The 12834-nt window shown below is 40.5% G+C and carries 13 protein-coding genes; 10 read left to right on the forward strand and 3 right to left on the reverse strand.

The window, feature by feature from the left end:
- Positions 1 to 3: 3 nt before the first annotated feature.
- The 6 genes from PSH41_RS07765 (at position 4) to PSH41_RS07790 (ending at position 3523) form a co-directional block, all read left to right on the forward strand.
- Positions 4 to 354 (forward strand): cupredoxin domain-containing protein, encoded by a 351-nt coding sequence (locus PSH41_RS07765; RefSeq protein ID WP_273588963.1) that lies wholly within the window; start codon positions 4 to 6, stop codon positions 352 to 354.
- Between the two features lie 101 nt (positions 355 to 455).
- Entirely contained in the window at positions 456 to 671 is a 216-nt protein-coding gene (locus PSH41_RS07770) for a TIGR02450 family Trp-rich protein (RefSeq protein ID WP_055017208.1), read from the forward strand.
- Between the two features lie 556 nt (positions 672 to 1227).
- The gene (locus PSH41_RS07775) at positions 1228 to 1440 is read left to right on the forward strand and encodes a calmodulin-like protein (RefSeq protein ID WP_004585903.1); all 213 of its coding nucleotides are present in this window, start codon (positions 1228 to 1230) and stop codon (positions 1438 to 1440) included.
- Positions 1441 to 1862: 422 nt separating this feature from the next.
- Positions 1863 to 2066: a hypothetical protein gene (locus tag PSH41_RS07780; protein WP_064386783.1), complete on the forward strand. Its 204-nt coding sequence runs from the start codon at positions 1863 to 1865 to the stop codon at positions 2064 to 2066.
- 73 nt (positions 2067 to 2139) lie between these two features.
- On the forward strand, positions 2140 to 2346 hold the full coding sequence (locus PSH41_RS07785; RefSeq protein WP_029772194.1) for an EF-hand domain-containing protein: 207 nt from the start codon (positions 2140 to 2142) through the stop codon (positions 2344 to 2346).
- Positions 2347 to 2578: 232 nt separating this feature from the next.
- Complete coding sequence (locus tag PSH41_RS07790) at positions 2579 to 3523, forward strand: EAL-associated domain-containing protein (protein WP_273588962.1); 945 nt, start codon at positions 2579 to 2581, stop codon at positions 3521 to 3523.
- Between the two features lie 52 nt (positions 3524 to 3575).
- Here the strand turns inward: PSH41_RS07790 and PSH41_RS07795 are convergent, their stop codons facing one another.
- On the reverse strand, positions 3576 to 5198 hold the full coding sequence (locus PSH41_RS07795; protein WP_273588961.1) for a M28 family metallopeptidase: 1623 nt from the start codon (positions 5196 to 5198) through the stop codon (positions 3576 to 3578).
- Positions 5199 to 5353: 155 nt separating this feature from the next.
- Here PSH41_RS07795 and PSH41_RS07800 point away from each other — a divergent pair, with 155 nt between their 5' ends.
- On the forward strand, positions 5354 to 5506 hold the full coding sequence (locus PSH41_RS07800; RefSeq protein ID WP_171046485.1) for a hypothetical protein: 153 nt from the start codon (positions 5354 to 5356) through the stop codon (positions 5504 to 5506).
- A gap of 108 nt (positions 5507 to 5614) precedes the next feature.
- Here PSH41_RS07800 and PSH41_RS07805 read toward each other — a convergent pair whose 3' ends face one another.
- Positions 5615 to 5854 (reverse strand): RNA recognition motif domain-containing protein, encoded by a 240-nt coding sequence (locus tag PSH41_RS07805; RefSeq protein WP_024033770.1) that lies wholly within the window; start codon positions 5852 to 5854, stop codon positions 5615 to 5617.
- Positions 5855 to 6069: 215 nt separating this feature from the next.
- On the opposite strand from PSH41_RS07805, the gene PSH41_RS07810 reads away from it, so the two are divergent.
- Positions 6070 to 7347 (forward strand): VCBS domain-containing protein, encoded by a 1278-nt coding sequence (locus PSH41_RS07810; RefSeq protein WP_273588960.1) that lies wholly within the window; start codon positions 6070 to 6072, stop codon positions 7345 to 7347.
- Here the strand turns inward: PSH41_RS07810 and PSH41_RS07815 are convergent.
- Positions 7336 to 8274, reverse strand: coding sequence for a LysR family transcriptional regulator (locus tag PSH41_RS07815; protein WP_096042013.1), 939 nt, complete (start codon positions 8272 to 8274; stop codon positions 7336 to 7338). The two genes, PSH41_RS07810 and PSH41_RS07815, sit on opposite strands and share 12 nt — an antisense overlap.
- Before the next feature lie 148 nt (positions 8275 to 8422).
- On the opposite strand from PSH41_RS07815, the gene PSH41_RS07820 reads away from it, so the two are divergent.
- Together PSH41_RS07820 and PSH41_RS07825 are read left to right on the forward strand one after the other, a co-directional pair.
- Entirely contained in the window at positions 8423 to 9655 is a 1233-nt protein-coding gene (locus PSH41_RS07820; RefSeq protein ID WP_273588959.1) for an efflux RND transporter periplasmic adaptor subunit, read from the forward strand.
- 2 nt (positions 9656 to 9657) lie between these two features.
- Complete coding sequence (locus tag PSH41_RS07825; protein ID WP_273588958.1) at positions 9658 to 12786, forward strand: efflux RND transporter permease subunit; 3129 nt, start codon at positions 9658 to 9660, stop codon at positions 12784 to 12786.
- The last annotated feature ends 48 nt before the right edge of the window (positions 12787 to 12834 follow it).

Raw genomic sequence — 12834 nt, forward strand, 5'->3', positions numbered from 1 at the left:
ATAATGTTTATGATAAATTTACTTGGTGCAGTATTAATAGTGGCCATTATTTATTGGTTTTGGCTTTATAAGCCAAAGCAAATACACAGTAATGATAATACGCAAACCATAGTGGTAGATAACGGCGTTTATCAACCAAGTCATATAAAGGTGGCGGCCAATAAAAAAGTAACACTTACATTTGATAGAAAAGACAGTGCACCGTGCGCCGAAACTATGGTGTTCCCGCAGCTTGATGTAAGTGAAAGCCTTGCAATGGGAGATAATAAAATCACTTTGCCTGCACTAAAAGCAGGTGAGTACGACTTTCATTGCCAAATGAAAATGTATAAAGGTAAGTTAATCGCTGAGTAACCAGTAAGTTGATTAAGTAACATTAATACGGCCTAACTTTATGTTGAGCTAAACAACGGGTTATGTCGTATTAGTGTTAATTAAGCACACTAGATTATTTAATGAATAACTTAAACCCTAAAAAATTACTAAACAGTAAGTGGACTGCCACTCCAGCTATCAACAAAGAAAAACACTTTATCATTGTAGAAGTAGAATACGATGAAGAGGGTAATGTAATTGAATGCATTACCGAGTCGGTATTTTCTAAAAATCAGTACCCAATACGCTGGCGAGATTTAAAAGACACACAAAAATGGCGTCAAGGCTGGAAGTAGTTAAATTGTTTTTATACTTTAAAAACGCCAATTTGTTATGCCCAACTAAATGCAATGCCCAACTAAATGCAATGCGCACCCTTTTTAACCCCTGCCTTTTACTAAATTCGCCATTTGGCAACAAATGCCTGTTTTTTACAGGCTTGCCATGCTTATAAAAAATAAACGCTAAAAACTTTATAAATATCAATACATTTCAATTGGTTATGTTTTAGGTTTTATAACGTTTAATTGTTTTAATTAAGCTGTTCAGCTTTAGTTTATTCTTAAACTTCCCCACATTATGTTTTTAGTTAGCTTTTAGCTCATGTGTGGCTTTTTTATAAATCATAAGTTGTTGATTCTATTGTTTTATTTTAAGTGGCTCATCTAACTGTTGCTAAAAAGCAACAAAAATACCCCTCGAAACTTAATTTTTTCATATACTTATCGTATAACTAATTGTTTATTAAGTAAAAATAAAACATGGCACTGAAGTTGTAATAGCTAAGCTGTATTAAGCAAAACGTGGGTAACGCCAATTGGCTACTCCCCTAACCCTATGAAGGATTTCATTATGAAAAAGGCACAATCAACATTGGTATTAATGGCTTTAGCCTCTTCATCAGCGGCTTTTGCAGTAACAGATTTTGACACACTCGATAAAGATGGCAGTGGCACATTAAGCCCGTTAGAAGCATCTGCTGATGCTGAATTAATGAGTCAGTTTACAAAACTTGATACTGACAAAAACAACGAGCTATCTAAGAGTGAGTTCGACAAAGCATAAGTGAGTGCTTTGAGTAGTTAACGCCCAGTGGCACGTTAATTCTGTGTTGCCAAAGACAACCTAAGTAGGCAAGGGAGCTTACCATAAAGAATAACAAGGACAGTGTAATACACAGGGCATTTTATTATAAACACATAGCGAAGGAATCGTTATGTAAAAGCGATACCCAACTTTGCTTGCAATAGCGCTGGTATTTTCTGGCACATTTGCAAAGTTTGATACCAACACAAACGGTAAACTTTTTAAAGCAGAGGTTTTACAAGCGTAGACGATTAATGCGCTGTGGTGTAAGCATAATTCTGAGTTGCCAAAGACAACCTAAATAGGCAAGGGAGCCTATTAAAAAGAATAACAAGGAAGTGAATTGTAACCACCTCAGTGCAAATTTATACAGGTAATGCATATTATTGAAGGATTACATTATGACTAAGCTGAAAACAACACTTGTACTTATCACCTTGGTGTCATCATCGGTGGTATTGGCAAATACAGAGTTTAAAACACCTATGCAAGGCGAAGGTGGTTTAACAAACCAAAGTGATCAATCAGCAGAGCAAATAATGCAGCAATTAAATATGCAAAGCCGAAATAGCCTAACCGAAAACGATTTTTTTGAATACAAATAACCGATTCTCCCTTTATGGATCTCAGAAAAGGATTTCTTCCCCTTTGCCAAGCACTTAGCCTAAGGAAATGATTATGAAAAAATTTATCGCACTTCTAGCCCTTGCCTCTTCATCAGCGGCGTTTGCCGCGGTCGACTTCAACAGTTTTGATGCCAATGGTGATGGCGTAATTAGCAAAACAGAAGCACAAGCCAACGCACAGTTAGCACGGTTGTTTGATAAGCTCGATACAGATAAAAATGGTGAGCTTTCACAGCAAGAGTTTTCTAAAGTACAATAATTTTATGGCGTAGTTTTACGCGCTTAAAATTTATCAGGTCATACTCACAAAGCAGTTAAGTAACATTTACTTAGCTGCTTTTTTTGTGCATGGCGCAGGCATAACGGCTTTTTCACCAAATAGGTGCAAATGAGCGTATGTTAAAACCTTAACCTTATGAATAAAAACACTTTTTATACTTGGTTTTAAACTTGCTTAGTTAACGCTATAGCAATTGAGTGAGTACACAATTATGGCGCGAATGAGTTATATAAGTAGTGTTGAGCGCTACCATGAGTATGAGCAAGTAATACACAGCTTGCTTGACTCTATTTTAATGAGTATTGAAGATGGGCTTAACAAAAATCGAGATACACGTTTTTTAGTAAAGCAATATCCCTTTTTAGAGCTGCAATATTGTTTAAACGAATCTGGGCTTCAGCAAGGCAATAACGTTTGCTTTAAGCGTGCCTATAAAAAATTAGCCGAGCAAGGTAATCAGCAAGATTTAAGTGAGCGCCCTTACTTTTTACAATCTAAACAAACCGATTCGGTGTGCTTTACCGATCCGTATATTTCTATCGCAACTAATCATTTATGTATTTCGGCTATTAAAGAGCTAAAAAAGCCAATCAACCAGCAGCATTATTTAGTGTTAGACGTATGCTTAACCCAGTTAATTGAGTTTGTAATGGGAGACAGCGCGCGTGCCGGTATTTCGCCTTATTTTAAAGCGGGTTATGGGGTGATTGTGGCGTGTTTATTTACTTTGGTACTCTTTTTACTGAGCATAGTATTTAACGATATATATGCATTATTAACCCACTTTGACTCAGCGTCTGATCCCCTCGAGCCCTTTAGCATTATTATATATATTACTTTAGCGTTGGCTGTGTTTGATTTAGGAAAGACCATTCTCGAAGAAGAGATTTTAATGCATAAGGATATATTTAGGCACTCTTCTACACGGCGCACAATTACCCGGTTTATATCTACCGTGCTAATTGCAATATCTATTGAGGCGCTATTAACCATGTTTAAGGCAGCGTTGGGGCAGGCTGAATACTTATTACCGGCCATTGCGATGATGCTTGCGGTGGTAGGGCTTTTAATAGCCTTGGCTATTTATGTGTATTTAGGGGCCAAAGCCGAAACCTTACTAATGCGGGCGCGCTCAAAGTTAAAATCCTCCGAGTAGGAGGATTTTAATGCGATTGGTATGATTATTATTTAGCTTTAAACTTTACCTGCTAATGCGGCTTATCTTGCTCGCGCTTTGCTTTAAAGTCTGAGTCACTCGTCCATGTAGGCCAATCGCCATTGTTAGCAAGCTGCGTGGCTATATCAACAATAAGCTCTATGTCTTGCTTTACGCCACCTAATGACCACTGCGGCGAGAAATCGTCGGCTTCTTTATGGTATTTATGCGCAATGTAATCAGGGTCGGTATCGCCAAGGCTCATAAATAATAAACTCGGCACACCTTGCTTAGCTAAAGAAAAATGATCTGATCTAAAAAACAAACCGTTTTGCGGGCGAGGGTCCATTTTAACAACGCGACCTTGCGCTTTTGCCGCGTTTGCTAGGTAGTTTTCTAGGGTGGATAAATCGTTACCGTATTGCAAAATGTAATCAGTGCCATCTAGCACATTCATTCCGTCAATATTTAATAGCCCGACCATTTGTTTAGTGGGCACAACGCCACCGGTTGCAAACTCTTGCGAGCCAATGAGGCCAGTTTCTTCTGCGGTAAAATTAGCAAATAAAATAGAGCGTTTAAACGGTGTTTGCTGGTGGATTTGATTCATAATGCGGGCAATTTCGAGTGTGGCCGCTGTGCCAGAGGCATTATCCACTGCGCCGTTATAAATTTTAGGGCCGCTGTCGGTTTGCTTGGTACCAAAATGATCCCAATGAGCACCTATTACCACGTACTCATTAGGGGCGTCGCTTCCTGTAATTTGCGCAACTACGTTATGTGACTTGGCATGCGATACTTCGTTTTTAAATGAAAGGTTGGCTGTTAAATTAAGCGCTGTGGCTTTAAAGTCATCACTTAAAGCCTTTTGTTTTAAATTTTGATAGTTAAGCTGCGCGGCATTAAAAATTTGCTCAGTAGTATTAAGTGTTAGCCAGCCCATAACTGGGAGCTTAGAAACGTTTAGGTTATTGTCCATCAGGGTGTATTTAGTTCCTGTGTTTGAGCTTTCAACCACGCCCCAAGGGTAAGCCGCAGGGGCAGTTTCGTGCACAATAAATACCGCTTTGGCACCTTGGCGTGCGGCTTCTTCGTATTTGTAAGTCCAGCGGCCGTAGTAGGTCATAGCATTACCTGTAAATAACGCATCGTTTTGTGTAGCAAAGCCAGGGTCGTTTACCAATACAATAACGGTTTTACCTTCAACATTAATGTTTTCGTAATCGTTCCAGTTGTATTCGGGGGCATTAATACCGTAGCCCACAAATACAATGTCAGAGTTTCGTACATCTATTACTGGCTGTAATTGCTCTGTACGGGCGGTAAAATCGTTACCTGCTTTAAACTTTAAGTCGCCCACCTGCAATTGCATATTTTGGTTGGCCGTGACCATTGCCATTTTTACCGGCTGTAAAAACTTACCATTATACGCGCCAGTTAAACCCATAGCTTCGTATTGCTCGCTCAAGTAACCCACTGTTTTTACTTCACCATGAGTAAGTGGGCCGCGACCTTGAAAGTCATCAGAGGCTAGCGTTTTTATATGCTGTTTAACGTTATTTAGGCTTACGCCGGGCGTATTTTCTAAAGAAGAATGCTCGCTTGCAGGTTCAGAGCAACCAAAGAGAGCGACTAGCAGGCTTAGGCTAGCGCTTTTAAAAAAAGTAGAGGCCATAGTTTTCTGAATAGTTTTAAAAATTGGCTTTTAATATAAAGGAAGCACTGATGTGAGTCGAATATTTATCATCTTGCCAGTTCTATTTTTCAAAAATTGAAAATTGCCGGTGTAGGGTGTATAAATAATCGACAACAATAAATGGAGCACACACAATGAGCCAATCTAAAAAAAGCGGATACCTGTTTATAGGCAGCGGCGTAGCATTTTTTGCAGCAGCTTTGCTCGCACAGCAAGCGATGTTTTTTGCTTTAGCTGCATCTTTTGTAGTGTTAGGTACAATTAGTATAAAAAAAGCGGCACCCTAGGCGCTTAATATTTTAAAGCGCCGCGCTAATATTAACCTGTTCTATAGCGTACCTTAAAACGTAAAAAACCAGCAAATAGCTGGTTTTAATCATATAGCAAGTAACTAATTACTCATCTGCGTATTTTACGCGAATTTTGCTTTTATCAACGCTTAATTGATTAAGTGCTTTAATAGCGCTTCTACTTTCTATGTCGTTTGGCATTTCTACAAAGGCAAAACCTTTTGATAAACCAGTATCTTTATCAAGCACTAAGTTACAGGTAGTTACTTTACCGTGTGCTGCAAACAACGTGCGAAGGTCTTGCTCTGTGGTAGCGCGAGACAAATTACGAACTAATAATTTCATATATAACCTAAATAAGGGGTTCGCTGAGGATTATCTCAAGTAACTTGGTTTTAACCTAATTTTATTTTTACCCTTTTATTTAAAGTTGTTTTTCACAAATAGCTCTGCTAACAATTATAAAACCATACTGGTAATAAAGATCTAGTTATTAAAACAAATAATTGGTAAGTTATATTTTACTTTATTTACTTACCATTAACCTGGGCTGGTTGTTTATGTCAAAGTTTGGCTTGCGTATTTTAACTATTACTTCTGTTTGTTCTTTGGGTATTTTAGCTGTAGGGTGCGGTAGCTCAGGGTCAAAAAGTGAGCCTGTAAATGCATCGGTTGTAGCGCAAAGCGCCGCGGTTATTAGCGGTCAAACATTTGTAAGTATTGAAAATACCCGCGATATAGCAATTTCAGGTGAACTATCTATAACTGATGCACAAGCCAATGAGGCAGTATTTAAAACGCAAAGCAATAACACCACAACTTATGGTTCATTTAGCTTAACTGAGGATGGTAATTGGTCATATACACTTAATGGCGAGCATGCCACTGTGAGTGCATTAAACGAGGGCGAAACCTTACTTGATGAAATAACCGTCACATCGGTAGATGGCACCGAAGCGACAGTGTCTATAACCATTATAGGCACTGCAGGCCGTGATGATTTTATAGTAACGCAAGAAACAACCCTCAATGCCGATGGCGAAAACACAGGGCTAAGTGCTTATACATTAATAGAAAATGCGTTTAGTGAAGGTGCAATTGAATCGCCTGATATGTATAGCGGTAATCATCAAAATGTTGTGCATATTATTGAAGATACTGACTCAACTGTAGGTAATCACTTTGTGTTTTTAGCACATCGTGATGAAGACCAAGATAAAGATAAGGGCGCAACCGACCGCCAGCGCAACGAAATAAAAGCCTTTGATAAATCGCCCGCCGCAACACTTGCTTTTAAAGACGAAACCGTACAATACAGTTGGAAGTTTAAAGTCTCTAGCGAGCTTGAGCTGAGTAGTAAATTCAGTCACTTTTTCCAAATAAAAGCCCGTAACGACAGCAACGACAATACCAATGGCAACGACGACCAACCTATTATTACGCTCTCTGGTGCACAAAAAAACAGTACAGGTAATCAGCTGCAAGTACGTTATAGCGCAGGCTTTGATGAAAACGGTAACAGCACAGGGCTTGATAAAAACCTTATCGAAACCGACTGGTCACTCATTACTGATGAATGGATAGCGGTATTTGTACAAGCTACTTTTAGTGAAGCGGGGCAATTTGAAATGACCCTAACCCGGTTAAGTGACAACGAAGAGCTATTTAGCATTAGCGAGCAAAACATAGATATGTGGCGTGGCTTTAGCGATGGTGACTTTGCCCGTCCTAAATGGGGTGTCTATCGTTCAATAGTCGAAACCGATAGCCTTCGCGCTGAAGAAGAGCAGGTACGATTTGCTGATTTTGTGATTAAAAAAGGCGTTTTAGCGCAGTAAATATTTGCCTAGTTTTTTATCGTGGCTACTTACACGTTGTTGAATAATAGCCACTATGTGACGGCGTATCCACTGCAAACCGGCATCGTTGTCTTGGCGCTTATGCCAAATAACAGAGACGGGTGTTGGTGGCGTATCAATAGGGCTTTTTAAAACCACGAGCTTATTGGTAAATATTTCCTGCTCAAGCGCTATTGAGGGGAGGACACAAATAAGATCGGTATTTTTAAGAATATTAGGTACATTTGCCGCGTTATTTACCGTCATCGCTACTCGGCGTTTTAATCCTAATACTCTTAGTGCTTGATCAGATGGCCCTAAAATATCGCCCGTAATTGATACTAATAAATGATCTGTATTAGCAAAGTCAGTAATACTTAAAGGGGCATTAGCAAGCGGGTGGTCAGGGCGCATAAGTACAACATATTTAGGCTTTAATAAGTGCTCGGCTCTAATAACGTTTTCAGACAGGGTGTAGCGATTAATTGCCAGTTCGGCTTCGGCGTCTTTAAGTACATTGGCAGCCTCTACCGCCCGATTAGGGATTGCATGGATATTAATGCCTGGGGCCTGCTGCTCAATAATTTTACGAAGAGGCCCCCATATCATTTCTACAAATATATCAGCGGCAGAAATACGAAAAGTGCGCTGCGCTGTCGCTGGGTTAAATTCACTTTGGTTTATAGCATGCTCTAATGATCCAAGTGGCCCCTGTATTTGCCCCCATAAATTGTTAGCAAATGCAGTAGGTTGAATATTTCGGCCATCTTTTATAAATAACTCTTCTCCCCACGCTGCGCGCATACGTGCAAGCGCGTTAGATACCGCAGGTTGTGTCAGCGATAATTGCTCTGCTGCACGAGTGATACTGCCTTCAGTCATGATGGCATCAAAAATCATTAGTAAATTAAGCTCTTGAGGACGCATATAGCACCGTTATAAATTTTAAATGTAAGATTATTTTACATCATTTTTAGTGATGTGTTTTATACAATAATATAATTATTTTTATGCTTTTGCCGCGTTCATAATATAAGCAGATTTTAACACAACTCGTACAGCAAGAGAGTTAACCATGTCAGCTATATATAAATTTACATACACGTTTATTATTGCGCTATTAGCGATAATACTGGGTGCATGCAGCGATAAACCAAGTTCTATTCAAAGTAATGATGATTCTACGCAAGGAGTGGCCGTAGAAGTGGCCGAAGTAATAAGTCAGCGAATAACCGAGTGGGACAGCTTTACAGGGCGGCTAGAGTCGCCGCAAATAGTGTCTTTGCGTCCTCGCGTATCTGGTTATATTGAAGCGGCAGCATTTGAAGAGGGTGAGCTGGTAAATAAAGGCGACACCTTATTTTTAATTGATAGCCGCGAATTTAATGCACAAGTAAACCGCCTTACAGCGCAACTTGATGAAGCAAAAAGCCGCTTAAAACTAGCAAAGCAAGATTTTAATCGAGCTAAAGAGCTATTTAAAAGTAAATCAATATCTAAAGAGTTATTAGAGACCCGAGGCGCAGAGGTTGACCAGGCAAATGCCTACGTAGCACAAAGTAATGCATCCCTTGAGCTTGCACAGCTAAACAAAACCTTTACACGCGTAGAAGCGCCTATTTCTGGGCGAGTGTCTCGTGCGTTAATTACCGAGGGCAACTATGTCAGTGCAGGGCAAACTGTAATGACCTCTATTGTCTCTACAGAGCAAGTATATGCCTATTTTGATATTGATGAAGCAACATGGCTTAACTATCAACAAGCGCACCTTGATAACAATCAATCTACCGCGTTACCTGTGGCGATGCGTTTAGCGAATGAGCAAAATTACCAACACTGGGGCAAGCTTGATTTTGTTGATAACCAAGTAAATACCCAAACCGGTACATTACGCGTGCGGGCTGTATTTAATAATCAAGACGGCGCGATTTTACCTGGGTTATTCGCCCATTTAAAATTAGCCGGGGGCAATACTGAGCAAGGTATTTTAATTGCTGAGAAAGCCATTGGTACCGATTTAAATAATAAATACGTTTTAACGGTTGATGAGCAAAATAAAGTGCAATACCGCGCCATTACTTTAGGCGACAAAGTGGGTGAGCTACGAGTTATTAAACAAGGTTTAAAAAGCGGCGAACGCATAGTAGTTAATGGCTTGCAGCGCGTGCGCTCTGGCGTACTCATTACGCCAGAATTAATTAATATGGCAAAGCAAAGTACTTTAAACGAGTTACAAGCTTGGCAGCAAAAGGTTGATAACCAAAACCGCTTAGCCAATGCCGAGCCAACACTTGAAATAGGCATGTAATAATGAATTTTTCTCAGTTTTTTATTCATCGACCTATTTTTGCAGCGGTTTTATCTATTCTTATTTTTATAGGGGGTGCCATAGCCATATGGCAATTACCTATTACAGAATACCCAGATGTAGTACCCCCCACGGTTGTTGTTACAGCTAACTACCCAGGTGCCAATCCTAAGGTAATAGCCGAAACCGTGGCCACAGTGCTTGAACAAGAGATAAACGGCGTAGAAAACATGCTGTACCAGTCATCGCTTGCAAACTCTGCCGGCACCATGACATTAACAGTCACCTTTGCGATAGGGAGCGATCCCGACGAAGCAACTACCTTGGTACAAAATAGGGTAAATAGAGCAATACCTCGCCTACCAGAGGAAGTACAAAGGCTAGGTGTAGTCACCGAAAAGTCATCACCCAACCTTACCCTCGCGGTACACATAACTTCGCCTACAGGGCGATACGACAGTTTGTACCTGTCTAATTATAGCGATCAATTTATAAAAGATGAGCTAAAGCGCATTAATGGTGTGGGCCAAGTACGTGTATTTGGCGCAGGCGATTACAGTATGCGTGTGTGGCTAGAGCCTAACAAATTAGCGGCGCTCAGTTTAAATCCAAGTGATGTAGTCAATGCTATTCGCTCGCAAAATCAGCAAGCTGCGGCAGGAAGCCTAGGCGCACAACCCATAGGCACCAGTGAGTTTCAATGGCTTATCAATGTAGAAGGGCGCTTAATAGAGCAAGATGAATTTGAAGAAATAATCGTAAAAACGGGCGATAACGGCGAAATTACACTGCTAAAAGATGTTGCTAGAGTAGAGCTAGGTGCAGATAGTTATACCCTTAGGCCACTTCTTAATAATGAATCAATTGCCGCTGTGCCTGTTTTTCAAGCACCAGGCTCTAATGCATTACAAATTTCTGACGATGTGCGCGCTAAAATGGCTGAACTGTCGGCGCTATTTCCAGAGGGTATGAGCTATGAAATAGTGTATGACCCTACCGTATTTGTAAGGGGCTCTATTGAAGCCGTAGTCGATACATTATTTGAAGCGGTTTTATTAGTTGTGTTGGTCATCGTGCTGTTTTTACAAACATGGCGAGCATCTATTATTCCGCTGGTGGCAGTGCCAATTTCATTAGTGGGCACCTTTGCTTTTATGCATTTAATGGGATTTTCACTTAATGCGTTGTCGTTATTTGGCTTGGTGTTAGCAATCGGTATTGTTGTTGATGATGCCATTGTTGTGGTCGAAAACGTTGAAAGAAACATCAGTGAGGGATTAAGCCCCATTGATGCAACCACTCAAGCAATGAAAGAAGTAACAGGGCCTATTATTGCCACTACTTTAGTGCTTGCTGCGGTGTTTATTCCTACTGCGTTTATGAGCGGTTTAACAGGGCAATTTTATCGTCAATTTGCTCTTACAATTACTATTTCAACAGTGCTTTCTGCCATTAACTCACTTACGCTAAGCCCAGCGCTGGCTGCGTTATTACTCAAACCTCATGGGCAAGACAACGATTGGTTAAGTCGTGCCATTAATAAATTATTTGGCCGCTGGTTATTTACGCCTTTTAACAAAATGTTCGATAAAGCCTCGGGTAAATACACAGGAGCCGTTGGCCGAATAGTGCATAAGGGCGGCATAATTGGTGTGCTATACGTTGGTTTGCTGGCCTTAACGTGGCAGCAGTTTGAAAATACGCCAACAGGATATGTTCCGCCGCAGGATAAAATGTATCTCGTCGCTTTTGCGCAATTACCTAATGCAGCATCGCTAGATCGCTCTGAAGCGGTGGTTCGCCAAATGTCAGAGATAATCAGGGCGCACCCAGGCGTTAGTGACGCCGTCGCCTTTGCAGGTTTAAGCATTAATGGTTTATCTATAAACCCAAGTTCGGGAATGATGTTTACACCGTTAGAGCCGTTTTCAAAGCGGCAGGGCCCGCGCATGTCGGCAGCTGAAATAGCGGAAGATTTAAATAAACAACTTAGTCAAATAAAAGGCGCTAATGTTGCTATATTTCCGCCTCCTCCAGTAAGGGGAATGGGCACTATTGGTGGCTTTAAGCTGCAGCTTGAAGATAGAGGCTCATTAGGGTTTGACACCTTGCAGCAAGTAACAAATGAAGTCATTGCTAAGGCTAAAGCCGATCCCGCTCTTGCTAATGCGTTTACCAGTTTTACAACCGACGTACCACAGCTAGATGTGAAGGTAGACCGTAAAAAGGCACTAAGCTTAGGGCTTGAAATAAACACCTTATTTGAAGCAATGCAAGGCTATTTGGGCACAGTTTATGTGAACGACTTTAATTTATTTGGTCGCACGTATCAGGTAAATGTGCAGGCAGATGCACCCTACAGGGAAGATGTAGAGCAAATTAAGCAATTAAAAGTGCGCAATAAAAATGGCGATATGATCCCCCTTGGCGCAGTGCTTAGTATTGAGCATAGTTTAGCGCCAGATAGAGTAATGCATTATAACGGCTATGTTACGGCTGAAGTTAACGGCGTACCCGCACCAGGGTATAGCTCTGACCAAGCTAAAGCCGCAATAGAAAAAATACTCGATGAAACACTGCCAATGGGTATTGCGTATGAGTGGACAGACATAACCTATCAGCAAATTTTAGCGGGCGATACTTCAATGTATGTATTTCCACTTATTGTGTTGCTTGTATTTTTGGTTTTAGCAGCGCAGTACGAAAGCTTACGTTTGCCTGTCGCTATTATTTTAATTGTGCCTATGACATTGCTAAGTGCGCTGATTGGTGTGGCTATTTATGGTGGTGATAATAATATTTTCACCCAAATTGGCCTAATCGTGTTGTTTGGACTGGCCACTAAAAACGCTATTTTAATTGTTGAGTTTGCAAAAGAGCTACAAGATACAGGTATGGATGCATTTAATGCCATTAAAGAGGCGAGCCGGTTGCGATTACGCCCAATATTAATGACCTCAATAGCATTTATTATGGGGGTTGTACCTATGGTGTTCTCATCGGGAGCAGGCTCTGAAATGCGCCAAGCTATGGGCGTTGCGGTATTTTCTGGCATGATAGGCGTAACGGTATTTGGCTTAATACTTACACCTGTGTTTTATTATATACTTAAACGCAGTGGTAAAAATTAAAGCGACAAAAAAGCCCTTAGCAATTTAATTGCTAAGGGCTTTTTAATG

This window comes from Pseudoalteromonas sp. CST2, from assembly GCF_028599385.1.
Taxonomy (GTDB): domain Bacteria; phylum Pseudomonadota; class Gammaproteobacteria; order Enterobacterales; family Alteromonadaceae; genus Pseudoalteromonas; species Pseudoalteromonas atlantica.